15 protein-coding genes, 4 tRNA genes and 1 pseudogene are annotated in these 16,314 nt (G+C 44.4%); 18 read left to right on the forward strand and 2 right to left on the reverse strand.

The features are described from left to right. Positions 1-16 precede the first annotated feature (16 nt). From rpsF to dnaB, 9 genes and pseudogenes are all read left to right on the forward strand, one after another. Entirely contained in the window at positions 17-304 is a 288-nt protein-coding gene (rpsF, locus tag ATG71_RS04495; protein WP_034764776.1) for a 30S ribosomal protein S6, read from the forward strand. A gap of 79 nt (positions 305-383) precedes the next feature. Next, positions 384-902 (forward strand): single-stranded DNA-binding protein, encoded by a 519-nt coding sequence (gene ssb, locus ATG71_RS04500; RefSeq protein WP_098438603.1) that lies wholly within the window; start codon positions 384-386, stop codon positions 900-902. Between the two features lie 40 nt (positions 903-942). After that, positions 943-1,179, forward strand: a complete 237-nt coding sequence (gene rpsR / locus ATG71_RS04505; RefSeq protein ID WP_034764780.1) for a 30S ribosomal protein S18 — start codon at positions 943-945, stop codon at positions 1,177-1,179. Between the two features lie 301 nt (positions 1,180-1,480). Continuing rightward, positions 1,481-2,446, forward strand: a pseudogene (locus ATG71_RS24070) (HAMP domain-containing protein); the annotation flags it as partial. Positions 2,447-2,560: 114 nt separating this feature from the next. Further along, on the forward strand, positions 2,561-3,394 hold the full coding sequence (locus ATG71_RS24075; RefSeq protein ID WP_483295330.1) for a methyl-accepting chemotaxis protein: 834 nt from the start codon (positions 2,561-2,563) through the stop codon (positions 3,392-3,394). 218 nt (positions 3,395-3,612) lie between these two features. Continuing rightward, positions 3,613-4,536, forward strand: a complete 924-nt coding sequence (locus ATG71_RS04515; RefSeq protein WP_098438605.1) for a YybS family protein — start codon at positions 3,613-3,615, stop codon at positions 4,534-4,536. A 26-nt stretch (positions 4,537-4,562) separates the two neighbouring features. Then, positions 4,563-6,536, forward strand: a complete 1,974-nt coding sequence (locus tag ATG71_RS04520; RefSeq protein ID WP_098438606.1) for a DHH family phosphoesterase — start codon at positions 4,563-4,565, stop codon at positions 6,534-6,536. Then, positions 6,533-6,979, forward strand: coding sequence for a 50S ribosomal protein L9 (rplI, locus tag ATG71_RS04525; RefSeq protein WP_098438607.1), 447 nt, complete (start codon positions 6,533-6,535; stop codon positions 6,977-6,979). Before ATG71_RS04520 ends, rplI begins: the two co-directional genes overlap by 4 nt. 172 nt (positions 6,980-7,151) lie before the next feature. Then, the gene (gene dnaB / locus ATG71_RS04530) at positions 7,152-8,504 is read left to right on the forward strand and encodes a replicative DNA helicase (protein ID WP_098438608.1); all 1,353 of its coding nucleotides are present in this window, start codon (positions 7,152-7,154) and stop codon (positions 8,502-8,504) included. 42 nt (positions 8,505-8,546) lie between these two features. Here dnaB and ATG71_RS04535 read toward each other — a convergent pair whose 3' ends face one another. Then, positions 8,547-10,271, reverse strand: a complete 1,725-nt coding sequence (locus ATG71_RS04535; protein ID WP_098438609.1) for an ABC transporter ATP-binding protein — start codon at positions 10,269-10,271, stop codon at positions 8,547-8,549. A 308-nt stretch (positions 10,272-10,579) separates the two neighbouring features. On the opposite strand from ATG71_RS04535, the gene ATG71_RS04540 reads away from it, so the two are divergent. Then, entirely contained in the window at positions 10,580-11,872 is a 1,293-nt protein-coding gene (locus ATG71_RS04540) for an adenylosuccinate synthase (protein ID WP_098438610.1), read from the forward strand. A 42-nt stretch (positions 11,873-11,914) separates the two neighbouring features. Here the strand turns inward: ATG71_RS04540 and ATG71_RS04545 are convergent, their stop codons facing one another. After that, entirely contained in the window at positions 11,915-12,937 is a 1,023-nt protein-coding gene (locus ATG71_RS04545) for a potassium channel family protein (protein WP_142953452.1), read from the reverse strand. Between the two features lie 123 nt (positions 12,938-13,060). Between ATG71_RS04545 and ATG71_RS04550 the strand changes: the two genes are divergently transcribed. The 8 genes from ATG71_RS04550 to ATG71_RS04585 all read left to right on the forward strand — a co-directional run bounded on the left by ATG71_RS04550 (position 13,061) and on the right by ATG71_RS04585 (position 16,304). Further along, on the forward strand, positions 13,061-13,525 hold the full coding sequence (locus ATG71_RS04550; RefSeq protein ID WP_098438611.1) for a hypothetical protein: 465 nt from the start codon (positions 13,061-13,063) through the stop codon (positions 13,523-13,525). Further along, on the forward strand, positions 13,522-13,830 hold the full coding sequence (locus ATG71_RS04555; protein WP_034764803.1) for a hypothetical protein: 309 nt from the start codon (positions 13,522-13,524) through the stop codon (positions 13,828-13,830). The genes ATG71_RS04550 and ATG71_RS04555 overlap by 4 nt, the downstream gene beginning before the upstream one ends. Position 13,831: 1 nt before the next feature. Then, positions 13,832-15,112 carry a glutathionylspermidine synthase family protein gene (locus tag ATG71_RS04560; RefSeq protein WP_098438612.1) on the forward strand — a complete coding sequence of 427 codons (1,281 nt, stop codon included), beginning with the start codon at positions 13,832-13,834 and terminating at the stop codon, positions 15,110-15,112. After that, entirely contained in the window at positions 15,093-15,506 is a 414-nt protein-coding gene (locus ATG71_RS04565; protein WP_098438613.1) for a DUF350 domain-containing protein, read from the forward strand. The genes ATG71_RS04560 and ATG71_RS04565 overlap by 20 nt, the downstream gene beginning before the upstream one ends. A 253-nt stretch (positions 15,507-15,759) precedes the next feature. Next, positions 15,760-15,835 (forward strand) — tRNA-Lys (locus ATG71_RS04570). Positions 15,836-15,843: 8 nt separating this feature from the next. Then, a tRNA-Glu gene (locus ATG71_RS04575) sits at positions 15,844-15,915 on the forward strand. A 120-nt stretch (positions 15,916-16,035) separates the two neighbouring features. Further along, positions 16,036-16,112, forward strand: a tRNA-Asp gene (locus tag ATG71_RS04580). 119 nt (positions 16,113-16,231) lie between these two features. After that, positions 16,232-16,304: transfer RNA gene (locus ATG71_RS04585), tRNA-Phe, on the forward strand. Positions 16,305-16,314: the final 10 nt, after the last annotated feature.

Genomic DNA, 16,314 nt, shown 5'->3' on the forward strand with positions numbered 1-16,314 from the left:
AGGAGGTGACATTCAGATGAGAAAGTACGAAGTTATGTACATTGTCCGCCCAAACATTGACGACGAGTCAAAGAAAGCAGTAGTTGAGCGTTTCGATAACGTTTTAACAACTAACGGCGCGGAAATCATCGAGTCAAAAGATTGGGGTAAACGTCGTTTAGCGTATGAAATCAACGATTTTCGTGATGGTTTCTATCAACTAGTTAAGATGAGCGCTACTTCTGATGCAGTTAACGAATTCGATCGTTTAGCTAAAATCAGCGATGATATTATTCGTCATATCGTTGTTAAAGAAGAAGAATAATCCGTACGTTTTTTAAGATATACACTTCTATCATCTGTTTCACGTGAAACAGTAAACTAGAAGGAAGGGGTTGATTCTGATGATGAACCGAGTTGTATTAGTAGGGCGTTTAACCAAAGACCCTGAATTAAAATATACTCCAAGTGGAGTGGCTGTGGCTTCGTTTACACTGGCTGTCAATCGTAGTTTTACGAATCAATCAGGAGAACGGGAAGCAGATTTTATTAACTGTGTTGTATGGCGTCGCCCTGCAGAGAATGTAGCAAACTTTCTTAAAAAAGGCAGCTTAGCTGGCGTTGACGGTCGCATTCAAACACGTAATTTCGAAGGACAGGATGGACGTCGTGTGTTTATGACGGAAGTTGTAGCAGAAAGCGTTCAGTTCTTAGAACCGCGTAGTGCGAATCAAGGCGATCGTGGAGGAAGTCCGGGCTATTCGGGTGGAGGTCAGCGTGACCAAGGTAATCCGTATAGTCAGAATCAGAATCAACAACGCAACAACAACAATAATAACAACAACTATACACGTGTAGATGAGGATCCATTTGCAAATGACGGTCAGCCGATCGACATTTCTGATGATGATCTGCCATTCTAAACGAACGATACCAAACCTAACAAGATAGGAGGCGAAACAAATGGCAGGAGGACGTAGAGGTGGACGTAGACGCCGTAAGGTATGCTACTTCACAGCAAACGGAATTACACATATCGATTTCAAAGATGTTGATCTTCTTAAGAAATTCGTATCTGAACGTGGAAAGATTCTTCCACGTCGTGTAACTGGAACAAACGCTAAGTACCAACGTAAGTTGACTCGTGCGATCAAACGCGCTCGTACAATGGCATTACTTCCATACGTTACTGGTGAATAATATCATCGACTTAAAAGCAGCAGAGACTTGTCTCTGCTGCTTTTTTTAGTATCTTAAAATATATGAATTCCCCCCAAACTATAAATAATCACCGGAAAATGTCGATGAATAAGTGTATACTATGTTGTTTTTTGTAGTAAAAGGGGGAATTTCGGTGAATAAAATCAGAAAGAAAAACAAAAAAGACCATAATAAGAGATTTATTTTATCTTCCATCAGAATGAAGCTTATCGTCATCATTTCTATCTTATTTATGGTTTCTTTGGCTGTCATCATATCCATTACCAGCTGGCAGACAAGAATGAAAACGGAGGATGAAGTCATCAGTCAAACTCAAGGGATTGTCGGGGAGCTCAATAATTCCGTACAGCTGTTCCTTGGACAATATGAAAAGAGTATAGACCAGTACTCCGTTTCCAACTCATTGAAAAACTATGCCAAGGCACAAATGCAAACAGACAAGGACGTAGATAATACAGAGCTATATGCGAATATCCAATCGGATTTTGATAATTATCTTAGTTTGTACGAGGAAGCTACTTCCATCTACTTTGCATCACCGAATAAGAAACTGAAAATCGTCCCTTCCGTCTCCCTGCCGAGTGATTTTGATCCGACGAGCAGAGATTGGTATAAGACCGCAGCAGAAGCAAGGGCTGGAGTCGTATGGAGCGAACCTTATGTGGATACGGCAACGGAAGAATACATCATAACCGCTTCAAGGGCGATTGTCTCTAAAAATAAAGTGGTGGGTGTCCTCGGTGTCGATATTAACCTGTCGAAACTGACCGACCGTGTTTCCAAAATGGAAATCGGTTATAATGGCTATCCGTTTCTCATCGGTCTTGATGGAACAGCCATCGTTCATCCGACCAAACGTGGTGAAAATCTTTCAAAGTTACCGTTTATCAGCAAGATGTTAAAATCGGAAAAAGAGTCAGATACCATCCGCTATGACTTAGAGGGTGATAAAAAGATATTGGTATACAGTACAGTACCGAAGACGAATTGGAAAGTGGGATCCGCTTATAGCATGGAGGATCTGATTCAATCTTCGAAAGACATCGAACGTTTACTTCTGATGACGGCTTTGATCACACTGGTCATCATGTTGGTACTGGTTGTCATTGTAGCCAATATGATGACAAAACCGATTAAAGAACTGCAAAAAACGGTAACCAACGTGTCGTCCGGTGATTTATCCATTCAATCTACGATAAACAGAAAAGATGAAACAGGCCTGCTGGCTACAGATCTAAATAAAATGATTGTGAATATGAAAGATACGATAAAAGTCGTTCAGGATTCGATATATAATGTACGGGAATCTGCCGAAGGACTCAGTGCGGTTTCTGAGGAAACAAATGCGTCAAGTGAGGAAATGGCTAGGGCCGTAACGGAAATTGCCTCAGGTGCTTCACAGTCAGCGGCTGATTCTGATCGGGCTCATCTTCAAACGGAGCAATTGGGAACAAGGATTGATGGGGTTTATGAAAAATCCAAAGCCATGTCTGAACTTGCAGGGAAAGCGGATACCATGAACCAGTCTGGTTTGAATCAGGTGAAAGAATTGGAGAATGCCTACCATTCTTCCAGTGAATACATCTCTTCCATGGAAAAAGTCATCCTTAGCCTGGAAGCGAAAGTGAAGACGATTGAATCCGTCATGGGAACGATCACGGAAATTTCATCTCAAACGAACCTGCTCGCCCTCAATGCGAGTATTGAAGCGGCAAGAGCCGGAGAGCACGGCAAAGGGTTCGCTGTGGTAGCCGAAGAGGTCCGTAAGCTTGCAGATCAATCCGTGAAAGCAACGGAAGAAGTCAAGCGCACGATTGTAGAGATCCAACAGGGCTCTCATCAGGCAGTGGACGAAATGGTCAAAACAAAAGAAACATTCGAGGTACAGAATGTTGTGATTCAAAAAACGAATCATGTATTCGACGAAACCTCTCAATTAATGAAATCCATGCAGCGTGAGATTGAGAATATGTATAACGAAGTGGGTCAAATCAATCTCGAAAAGGATGAAGTAGTCAATGTGATCCAAATGATGGCCACGACAGCCGAAGAGACAGCCGCTTCCTGCGAGGAAATGAGTGCTTCGACAGAGGAGCAGGTAAGGGCCGTACAATCGGTTACAGAAGCAGCGGAGCGTCTGACGGACTTAAGCCAGGAGCTTCAGTCCTCCATTGAACGATTCAAAATTTCATAATCTGAGATAGTAGGGTAGTCCTGACACATTGCCATTCTTTATCTATTACGTATACTCCTTTTTAGAGTGAGTGCATACTAGAGTAGATGAAGAAAAGAAGCATGTTGAAGGACCGCCTTCTTTTTTTGTGTGAGTCATTAAGATGAAATCTATCTATAAAATTGATATGATAGAGCTATTGCATGTTGTTGTTTATTTTACTGTAAGGAGCGTTTTGAGTGAGGAATCCCCGTGTTTTGACTGAAGGTGCGCTTATGCTCGCCATCTTTACTGTACTGATGTTATTGAGTTTATATGTTCCGCTTATTGGGACCCTGGCATTCTTTGTGCTGCCCCTCCCTCTTATTTTATTCAGTTCCAAGTATTCGTTATGGAATTCGATTTTGGTTTTGATCGGATCACTGGGGCTGTCTTTCTTATTCGGAGGACTGCTTGCATTGCCGGTTGCCTTTATGGTGGCAACAACCGGGGTGGTCATTGGTTGGTGTGTGAAGGCAAGAGTGGATAAGATGAGGCTGTTTATGGCAGCAAGTCTCACACTTATTATCAACATTGTGATTGGTTACGTTGTTTCCATTCTATTTTTAGGTGTAAATGTAATTGAAGACAGCCTGAAGGAATCGAAAGCTGCTTATTATTCTTTTTTTGAAAAGCTCGGCCAGCAACCGGATAAAAGGCTGGTTGAAAGCCTGGAGAGTTCGGTCGATTTGATCCATACCCTGATTCCTACTTTGTTTGTAGGGATAGCGGTGGTACTTGCTTTACTATTCATCTTGATCAATTTCCCGATCATGAAGCGTTTGGGAAGAGATGTACCGGTTTTCAAGCCATTCAGGGAATGGAAGCTGCCAAAGAGCATTCTTTGGTATTATTTGATCACACTTGTGCTGTCCATGATCCTTCAGCCGGAAAAAGGAACATACGCTTATACGGCGCTGATTAATATTTTGTATGTACTGCAGACTCTGATGGCAGTGCAAGGCTTGTCTTTCATTTATTTCTTTGCTCATCTGAAAGGATGGTCCAAAGGGATTTTGGTATTAATTACAATCATTTCGATTCCTCTTCTTTATCTCGTGCGAATTTTAGGTATAATTGACTTAGGATTTGATCTAAGACAACGCCTGCAACGCAAGTCATAGAAATTTAAGATCCAGGAGCTGAAATCATGCCATCTTATTTTAATAAGCGAATGATCCGCTACCCATTGTACGGTCTAGCTATATTAACAGCTCTCTTGTTAGTATCGGTTTCCTTTTACCAATGGATCATTTCGTTAATAGGGTTGATTGTCTTTGGAATCGTGTACTTTCTCGCTTTCTATTTTGAGAGAAGATCACACGAAGAAACAGAGGAATATATCTCCACCTTATCCTATCGTGTCAAGCGTGTGGGGGAAGAAGCATTAATGGAGATGCCCATTGGGATCATGCTGATCAATGATGAATATTACATAGAATGGACGAATCCTTTTCTTGCCTCTTGTTTCAATGAAGACACGGTCGTAGGAAGGTCCCTTTACGATGTGGCTGAATCACTTGTTCCATTAATCAAACAGGAAGTCGATTCGGAAATTGTGACGATTAATGAGAGGAAATATCATGTCGTATTGAAGCTCAAGGAAAAACTACTCTACTTCTTTGATGTCACAGAGCAAAAAGAAATAGAAAAGCAATATCATGATGAACGCACAAATATTGGAATCATTTTTCTAGATAACTATGATGAGTTGACGCAAGGAATGGATGATCAAACGAGAAGCAGTTTAAACAGCCTCGTGACATCCATTCTGAATAAGTGGGCGAAAGAATACGGAGTGTTCTTGAAGAGGGTGTCCTCCGAACGGTTCATCGCCGTCATAAATGAGAAGATCCTTCAAGTACTGGAAAAGGAAAAGTTCGGAATCCTCGATGATGTACGGGATACGACCTCGAAGCAAAATGTCCCCCTCACATTGAGTATCGGTGTCGGGACGGGGGTCTCTTCCCTTCCTGAACTCGGGACTCTGGCCCAATCAAGCCTCGACCTTGCTTTGGGACGAGGCGGTGACCAGGTCGCGATCAAACAGACCAATGGAAAGGTCAAGTTCTATGGGGGGAAAACCAATCCGATGGAAAAACGGACCCGGGTCCGGGCAAGGGTCATTTCCCATGCCTTGAAGGAAATCATGATCGAGAGTGACAAGGTCATCATCATGGGGCACAAGCATCCCGATATGGACGCGATCGGAGCGGCGATCGGGATCCGGAAAGTGGCCCAGATGAACCAGCGGGATGGCTACGTTGTCTTGAACTTTAATGAAATCGACAATGGTGTGAAACGATTGATGAAAGAAATCAAAGCGAATTCCGATCTTCATCCACGCTTCATCACACCGGAGGAAGCACTTGAGATGGCAACGGACGATACGGTGCTCGTCGTCGTCGATACACACAAGCCTTCCCTGGTCATTGAAGAAAAGCTGTTAAACAAGGTGGATAAAGTCGTCGTCATCGATCATCATCGACGAGGCGAAGATTTTATCAAAAATCCACTGCTTGTCTATATGGAGCCATACGCTTCCTCTACGGCAGAGCTCGTGACAGAGCTGCTTGAATATCAGCCGAAGCATGAGAAGATCACGATGTTAGAAGCGACGTCACTCCTCGCAGGGATCATTGTCGATACGAAGAGTTTTACGCTCAGGACGGGATCGAGGACGTTTGATGCCGCTTCCTACTTACGGGCACAGGGTGCAGACACAGTGCTGGTGCAAAAATTCCTCAAAGAGGATGTCGATACGTACATCAAGCGTTCCCGGTTGATCGAGTCGGTCAAATTCTTCCGTGAAGGAGTGGCCATAGCGAAAGCCGAGGAAGATGTCATTTATGACCCCGTTCTCATTGCCCAGGCGGCAGACACCCTATTGACCATGGATGAAGTCATTGCGTCCTTCGTCATCTCGAAGCGGGACCCTGACACAATCGGTATCAGTGCCCGTTCACTGGGTGACGTTAACGTACAGATCATCATGGAAAACCTGAACGGTGGAGGACATTTAACCAATGCCGCCACCCAGATCAAGCAGGTTTCGGTACTTGAAGCGGAAGAGCAGCTAAAAGAAGCATTAAATGATTATTTTGAAGGGAGAAAAGAGATATGAAAGTCATTTTCTTAAAAGATGTTAAAGGTAAAGGGAAAAAAGGTGAAGTGAAAAACGTAGCAGACGGCTATGCACATAACTTTTTATTAAAAAAAGGACTGGCCGTTGAAGCAACAAACGCCAATATGGGTCAGCTTGAAGGTCAAAAGAAGAAAGAAGAGCAAGTGGCTCAAGAAGAACTGGAAGAAGCAAAAAGATTAAAAGCGACATTGGAAGAGATCACTGTCGAAATGAAAGCGAAGTCCGGTGAAGGCGGCCGTTTATTCGGATCCATCACGAGCAAGCAAATCGCTGATGCGTTGAAAAAGGCTCATGATATCAAAATCGATAAACGTAAAATCGAAATGAATGACGCCATCCGTGCCCTTGGTTACACAAATGTTCCTGTGAAACTGCATACAGATGTGTCCGCAACATTAAAGGTACATGTAACGGAAGAATAGTTTTCCACTGAATATACGAAATTTGGTAACTTCATTTTGAGAAAAACATGTTAAAATGAATATAGCTTGATATAAAATGTGATCTGGATTTTATCCTGATCACATTTTTTCGGTAAAATACCATTCTTTTTTTATATAGATAATGTTGATCGTAAGGAAGGCGTGAGCATAGATGAATGAAATGTTTCAGGACCGGGTTCCACCTCAGAATATTGAGGCTGAACAAGCGGTATTAGGGGCCATTTTCCTGGAGCCCAGTGCGTTAACGACCACATCGGAAATATTGATTCCAGAGGATTTCTATCGTCACTCTCATCAAAGAATATACAATGTCATGCTGAATCTGGGGGATGGCGGAAAAGCCGTCGATCTGATTACGGTGACCGAAGAACTGGCAGCAGCGAAAGAGCTCGAGGATGTCGGAGGGGTCGCTTACTTAAGTGAACTGGCCGCTTCGGTTCCAACCGCTGCAAATATTGAATATTACGCCAAGATTGTGGAAGAGAAGTCATTACTGCGGAGATTGATCCGTACAGCGACCGATATCGCTTCTGACGGCTATGCCCGTGAAGATGAGGTGGACAGCCTCCTGAGTGAAGCGGAAAAAAACATCATGGAAGTGGCTCAGCGTAAAAATGCCGGAGCTTTCCATAATATCAAAGATGTACTCGTGCGGACGTATGACAACATCGAAACCCTGACGAATCGTAAGGGAGACGTGACGGGAATTTCAACGGGATTCGCCGACCTTGACCATATGACGGCAGGATTCCAGCGAAATGACTTGATCATTGTCGGGGCCCGTCCTTCCATGGGTAAGACAGCCTTTGCCCTGAACATCGCTCAAAACGTAGCCGTAAAAGCCAAGGAAAACGTAGCCATCTTCTCACTGGAGATGGGTGCGGAGCAGCTCGTCATGCGTTTGCTGTGTGCTGAAGGCAACATCAACGCACAAAATCTCCGTACAGGAGACTTGACGGATGAAGACTGGAGAAAGCTGACCATGGCCATGGGTAGCCTCTCGAATGCCGGTATTTATATTGATGATACGCCGGGGATCAAAGTAGGGGAAATCCGTTCCAAATGCAGACGTCTCGCACAGGAACACGGTCTTGGAATGATCCTCATCGACTACTTGCAGCTGATCCAGGGTAGCGGTCGCTCCGGTGAAAACCGTCAGCAGGAAGTTTCGGAGATTTCCCGTTCCCTTAAGGGACTTGCCCGTGAGCTTCAAGTGCCGGTCATTGCCTTATCCCAGCTATCCCGTGGAGTGGAGCAGCGCCAGGATAAGCGCCCGATGATGTCGGATATCCGTGAATCAGGAAGTATCGAGCAGGATGCGGATATCGTAGCCTTCCTATACCGTGAAGATTACTACGACAAAGAAGCAGAAAACAAGAATATCATTGAAATCATCATCGCCAAGCAGCGTAACGGCCCGGTTGGGAACGTGTCTCTGGCGTTCGTGAAGGAATACAATAAATTCGTGAATCTGGAGCGGCGGTTCGACGACGCTCCGGCTTAATAAAAAAAAATCCAAGCTTACCAGGCTTGGATTTTTTTGTTGTTATAAGATTGTCGCATGCTGATGGGCATGAAGCCTTGTAAAGATTCCATTTTCATTCGAGAGCAACTCTTCATGAGTCCCATCCTCGGCGATCCCGTTTTCAGTGACGACGAGAATACGGTCCGCTTTCCTGATCGTTGCCAACCGGTGGGCAATCACCAGGGTGGTCCGGTCTTTTGCGAGTTCATTTAACGCCTCTTGGATGATCGCTTCTGTCTCTGTATCCAGAGCAGAAGTGGCCTCATCCAGAATCAGGATCCGTGGATTCTTAAGGAACATGCGGGCAATGGATAAGCGCTGCTTCTGCCCTCCGGATAGCTTCAGTCCCCTCTCTCCTATCTGGGTCTCATATCCGTCTTTAAGGGATGCAATCAGATCTGTCAGATGCGCTCGTCTCGTCGCTTCCTCGATCTCTTCCTGAGTGGCATCAAGTTTTCCATAAGCAATATTTTCACGGAGCGTCCCAGTGAATAGGAACACATCCTGCTGTACAATCCCGATCTGGGAACGGAGGGATTCCTTTGTCATCTCACGGATATCGATCCCATCAATGGTGATGGCTCCTTCTCCTATATCATAGAAGCGGGGGATCAATGAGCATATCGTCGTTTTCCCGGCACCGGAAGGACCGACAAATGCGACCGTCTGTCCGGGTTGGATGGTGAAGGATAAATCGTTCAGTATGGGCCGGTCAGGTTCATATCCAAATGTCACGCCGTTAAAGGCAATATCCCCTCTGAGAGTGGATACTTCAATCGCATGGGGGCGATTCTCGATATCCGGCTCCATATCCATGAGCTCGGTGAACCGCTTAAAGCCTGCCATTCCTTTCGGATACAGCTCTAAGAGGGCTGAAATCTTGTCGATCGGTTTAAACAGGACGTTGATATAAAGGATGAAGGCGACAAGCTCCCCATACGAGAGGGCCCCTGAAAAACTCAGCCAGGCTCCGTATACTAGTATGATCAAGGTCATCAACCTAGTCGTAATATAAATCCCTGATAAATTCACGCTCATCACGTTATACGCTTTTAACTTGGACTTCCGGAAAAATTGATTATTCTCGTTAAAGCGTTCCATTTCGTAAGACTCATTCGTGAATGATTGAACCACTCTCGCCCCCGAAACACTGTCTTCAACACGGCTGTTGACGTCCGCGATATTTCCGTACATTTTCGTCCAGGCCGCATTCATTTTGATATTTGAATACGAAATGAGCCACACAAGGAAAGGAACGATGATGATCGCAACCAAAGCAAGCTCCATATTGATCGAGAGCATGATCCAGAACGCCCCGATAAAGGTCATGACGGCGATGAACAGGTCTTCAGGACCATGGTGGGCAAGCTCCCCGATATCCATCAGGTCATTGGTCACCCGGCTCATAATATGACCCGTTTTCGTATTATCAAAGAAGCGGAAGGATTGCCTCTGAACATGATGAAACAATTCCCGCCTCATATCCGTCTCAATATTGATCCCGAGCTTATGCCCCCAGTAGTTCACCACAAACTGCATACTCGAACTGAGCAGATAAAGAACAAGGAGACCGGCAGACACGGCCAGGATCGTACTCCAATTCCCCTCAGGCAATAAAGAATCAATGAACCACGATACCGCCAAAGGAAATCCCAACTCTAAAAGTCCCACCAACACCGCACAGGCAAAATCAATATAAAAAAGCCGCCGGTGCGGACGGTAATAACTAAAAAATCGTCTAATCATCACATCGTCACCCCAATATTCAATTGTATGTAAAATTCAAAATGCTTATCTTAGATTAGCAAAATATTCTAAAGTGCGCTATAGGAACGGTCCCGTTTTCACCACCATCATTACAATTAACCTGTATTATTTGTCTCAAAATTCTTAAAAACTAGAGGATTTTAAAGATGAAAGTCAGAAATTACACGAACATAAATATAATTACCTATATAAACGTTCGTGTTTTGATTGACTTTCAGTTTTAGTGTTGATAAAATGAGTTTGTTTGATAAAAGAGGGAATACTAATTCCCGTCGGAGGTGCTTAATATGTCTTCAGTAGTAGTAGTAGGTACACAATGGGGAGACGAAGGAAAAGGAAAGATCACTGACTTCCTTTCTGAACATGCAGAAGTAATCGCGCGTTACCAAGGTGGGAACAACGCGGGTCATACGATTAAGTTTGACGGTGAAACATATAAATTACACTTAATTCCATCAGGTATTTTCTATAACGAAAAAACATCTGTCATCGGAAATGGGATGGTTGTCGATCCGAAAGCTCTTGTGAAAGAGTTGAAGTATCTTCACGATCGCGATGTGAAAACGGACAACCTAAGAATCAGCAACCGTGCACATGTGATTCTTCCATATCACTTAAAGCTGGATGAAATCGATGAAGAACGTAAAGGTGCCAATAAAATCGGTACAACGAAAAAAGGAATCGGTCCTGCTTATATGGATAAGGCCGCTCGTGTTGGTATCCGTATCGCAGATCTTCTGGATCGTCAATCGTTCGAAGAAAAGCTTGCGCGTAATCTTGAAGAGAAAAACCGCCTTTTCGAAAAATTCTATGAAACAGAAGGCTTCAACATTGAAGACATCCTGGATGAGTACTATGAGTACGGTCAACAGATCAAGCACTATGTTGTCGATACATCCGTTGTCTTGAATGATGCCATCGATAACGGCCGTCGTGTTCTATTTGAAGGAGCTCAAGGGGTTATGCTTGATATCGATCAAGGTACATATCCGTTTGTCACATCTTCTAACCCGGTAGCTGGCGGAGTAACGATCGGTTCTGGTGTTGGTCCTACAAAAATCAACCACGTAGTCGGCGTATCGAAAGCATACACAACCCGCGTAGGGGACGGACCTTTCCCGACGGAACTATCGAACGAAACAGGAGACAGAATCCGTGAAGTGGGCCGTGAATACGGTACAACGACTGGACGTCCGCGCCGTGTCGGCTGGTTTGATAGTGTGGTTGTACGTCATGCCCGCCGTGTCAGCGGATTAACGGATCTTTCACTGAATTCGATCGACGTTCTGACAGGAATCGAAACATTGAAAATCTGTGTTGCTTACAAATATAAAGGTGAAGTCATGGAAGAATTCCCGGCTAACCTTAACATCCTGGCTGAATGTGAGCCTGTGTATGAAGAGCTTCCAGGCTGGACGGAAGACATCACAGGATGCAAGACGCTGACGGATCTTCCTGAAAATGCCCGTCATTACTTAGAGCGGGTATCACAATTGACAGGAATCCCTCTTTCCATCTTCTCAGTCGGACCGGACCGCTCTCAAACAAATGTTGTTCGCAGCGTATGGAGCCCGAATTAATGATATGAAAAAAATCTCAGCCTGCAATCGGCTGAGATTTTTTTATTTGTTCAACTCTTCGTATACCCGGTCATGACATACTACATAGAGAATGTCATCTGATTGGAGCTCACGATTCGTGGCGTCGGTGAAATCCATATTATCATTCACGGCGAGGAGAATGGCCCCTTTTTCAAGAAGTTCCTCTGATGCCTGTTTGATCGTCTTCCAATTTTCCTTCACCTTGAATTCATGAATGTTATTGCCGTACCGTTTACTGAGTAATTGTCTGAATAGGTTCGTCGTCCCGGGATGCAGGGTGGCTTTTGCCATGAGAAGGGAGACAGAATCATTGGATAAAATAAAGTCTTCGACAGCGATATGCTGAAATTTAGGGATATGACGGTCTTCCGATACTTCGACGATCGTATGGACTTCCTTCTGATGTGTTTTCGATAATCCTTCAACGGCGGACGCTATTAACAGCGTCTTACCGTCTATGAGGGAAGGATCCTCGATTTTGGAGTCCGAAAAGATCGCCACCCGCTTAGCCTCAAAGATATTCGCCATCAGCAAGATATTTTCATCAGAAGGATCCCCCTGGATGAAATGAATCTGCTCATGCTCGATCGGTGTGACGGGAAGCATATCGATAAGTACAATTTCGGCATCGGGAACATGGGCGAGAATTTCTTCAATGGCCCTTTCCGTTTTCTTTGACCAATTGATGTAAATGTAATGATCTTCATATGTATACACTAATTTTCCCTCCCTTTTGAATTTTTGAAACGTGGTAATCGAATCAACGGTCTTACTGATCAACACTCCGATGATCCCGATTCCAAAGATGAAGAGGAAGATCCCAAGCATCCGTCCTCCAACCGAAACGGGAAAGTAATCCCCATAACCGACAGTGGTCAAAGTCGTCATCGTCCACCAGAACCCGTCAAAGAGCGTTGGAAAGGTTTCAGGTTCCAAAAAATGACTGCCAATGGTTCCAATTAGGACGATAATCAGTGATAATAGAAAAATGAACCCGAAGTCCATCTTCGAGATCTGTTTCCAAATCCTTTGGAAAATAAGCATACAGTCCCTCCTTTTTTTAAAAAATCATAGTTCAATCATACCAATGAACCTCTTGGAAATGAAACCTTTTCCGCAGTGGTTCGTATAGTTAAAAGAAATCATTGTAGGAGGCTGGAGTGATCAATGAAAGCACCGATATTAGAATATAGATTGAGAAAAGGGAACGACACCTTCGAAGCGATATATAATTATCAGGATATTGAGCTGGAGCAGATCCTGGCAAGAAGGGAATGTGAGTTCTTCGTAAAGGAAGGAGTCACCTACCGGCAGCTATCCTCTGCCATCGAAGGGAACTTATTCATCATTTATGTTGAAATCTATGAAGAAGAACCGCTGAAGGATCCGTTGTTTCCCCCTGAACGACTGAAACTTGAGATCCGGGAATTAAATCAGCGGAAACATAATCCCATTTTAAAAATAGAACACCATGATTACCATCTTGATATTCTAAGTGTCATCGGTTCTGTTTACTATTATATAGATGGGGTTGAATGGGAACGGGATTCTGCTGAAATCGATGAGGACCGTTATGTGTATCTACTATATGTGAAGGCTACGGGATATAAGCTGGAGGAGGAAAGAAAATGAACAAAACGAAAAAAATGATGGCGGGAGTGGCGGCTTCCGTTATGGCGATATCTGTCACTGGATGCGGGAATCAGGACCTTCCACCGGAGCCGACGGATGTAGACTGTGACGACTGGGATTGGGATGATGACAGCGGGACGTATTATTGTGATGACAACCGTTCCCCTCACTTTGGTTACTTTTGGTTCGCCGGCAGGATGTTTAAAAACAAATCAAACCTGAAAAATTTCTCGAAATACAAATCATATTCCAAAAGCTATAAATCGGGAATCGGAAGCGGCTCTAAAGGTGGATTTGGAGGATAATATGACAACCTCTCATCGTGAAAAAAGAAATGAATTTTACCACGACATTCCGGATTTTTGGCACAATTTATATGACATGGAATACGCCTTACTGGATATCCATATGAAAACAAGTGAAACGGTAGCGGCGATTCACGAAGCGTCAAGGCGGGTGTACGCCATCTTTGATAAGACAGCCGATCTGCTTCGGGAGTTGGACGATGATACCCTCCTCGAGCTCGGATACCCCGGGGAATCCCTTTCTTATATAAAATATAAATCCATCCCGCAAGAATGTCTCATCGGGAGATTCGATTTTGTCGTTTCAGAAGGAGAAATGAAACTATTGGAATTCAATAGTGATACTCCTACATTCATCAAAGAACTCTATTACGTGAATGAAAAGGTATGTCAGTATTTTGATTGTCCGAACCCGAACGCGGAAATGGAAGAAGAATTAGCCAAGGAGTTGAAACGGGGTCTCTTATCTTCCTGGAAGTCCCTTGGCCGAAAAGGAGACGCAAAAATCGTCTTCACTTCCCATGCTGATCACGAAGAAGATTACTTGACGACGAAGTATATCCAGGAGCTTTCCGGTGCCCCTTCAGAATATGTCAGTCTGGATCAGCTGCACATTCGGGATGATGGACTTTATACCCCAAACGGAGAGCGGATCGATGTCTTATACCGGCAAACCTATCCCGTCGAGCATCTCGTTGATGATCAAGATCCGTTCACGGAAGAAAAAGTCGGTCTGGAACTGATGCAGATGGTCTTGGATAGAAAGCTTGCGATCTTGAACCCTCCCTCCGCCTTTTTGCTCCAATCAAAAGGGGTGCAGGCACTCATATGGGGACTGCATGAAGAAGGAAGCCCTTTTTTCACAGAAGAAGAACACAAGTGGATTGAACGCTACTTCCTTCCAACCTATCTGGATCCCGAACCCTTCGAAGTAAGCGGGATGACCTACGTTCAGAAGCCTGCTTTCGGCCGCGAAGGAGATACGGTCAAGATCCTGGAAGCGACAGGGAAGGTCCTATTGGAAGATAAAAATGAAACCTACAAACAAACCCTCCCTGTCTATCAAAAGTTCTGCCCACTACCTGTCTCGGTGATCACGATCGATGAAGGGGAAAAGGAAGCAAGCCTGATGGTCGGGAGCTTCATCATCAACGGCAACCCCGGCGCCATCGGCATACGGGCAGGAAATGCCATCACCGATAACGAATCATATTTTCTCCCTGTAGGAATACGGGAGAATGAAAAAGGAGAGAAACATATACATGCAAATCATTACAAGTGACGCCCTACTCAGCTTTCTGGCCCACGTCGGTACCGGCCTTGGTCTCATGATCCTCGGAATCACCGTCTTCGCCTTCACCACCAAGTTTTCAGAAGCGAAGTTAATCAAAGAAGGAAACATCGCCGTAGCACTGAAGCTGTGGGGGAAAGCCATCGGACTCGCCATCGTCATCTACACCGTCTGGGCGAACAGCCTGAACCTGCTTGACGCGTTCATCTGGGGCCTGATCGGAATTGCGACCCAGGTTATCGCTTACTGGATCATCGAGTACGTCCTCACCCCGCGCACGAACTTAGCCAAGAAAGTTGAAGAAGGAAACATCGCCATTGGATTCAGCCTATTTTCCGCAGCGATCGTTGTCGGGTTGGTTGTGGCGGCCAGTTTGACTTATTAAGAGTGTGAGAGGTGAAGATCTGCTGCTTTGGTGGCAGATCTTTTTTATGTGGAAGACTCGCAGGCGTTGGAAAATCACATAATCCCTTTCCCCAATTAATCTGTTATTGACCAAATTATTCCCCGAGAAATAATTTTCGACAAAAAAACCAAAAAAACTGTTGCCCTCGACATTCATACTGTGATAATATTAATTTCGTTGTCACGAAAGAGGCTTTGATCAAGCCTTCGATTCGTGTTTATATATACTTAGAGAGCCATTAGCTCAGTTGGTAGAGCATCTGACTTTTAATCAGAGGGTCGAAGGTTCGAATCCTTCATGGCTCACCATTTTTTACGGCCCATTGGTCAAGCGGTTAAGACACCGCCCTTTCACGGCGGTAACACGGGTTCGAATCCCGTATGGGTCATATTTTATTTCCTTTTTGATAGATTGCTGTTTTACTAGGTAATACTATATGGAAATAGAATACATATTTTTTGCAAGCGCAAGGTAAGGATAGTTATTTTTGCTAGCGCAAAAAAACTTTGGTCCGGTAGTTCAGTTGGTTAGAATGCCTGCCTGTCACGCAGGAGGTCGCGGGTTCGAGTCCCGTCCGGACCGCCATTTACATACCTGATAGTCATGTAATGGAAAAATGGTTTCGATAAGCGAGAAGGTCGAGGAAGCGATCGAAGCTGGACGATGGACAACCACATTCTACTTGTAGGATACATACTTAATATGGCTCAGTAGCTCAGTTGGTAGAGCAATGGACTGAAAATCCATGTGTCGGCGGTTCGATTCCGTCCTGAGCCATCACACAAAA

Source organism: Bacillus sp. es.034 (assembly GCF_002563655.1).
GTDB lineage: Bacteria > Bacillota > Bacilli > Bacillales > Bacillaceae_B > Rossellomorea.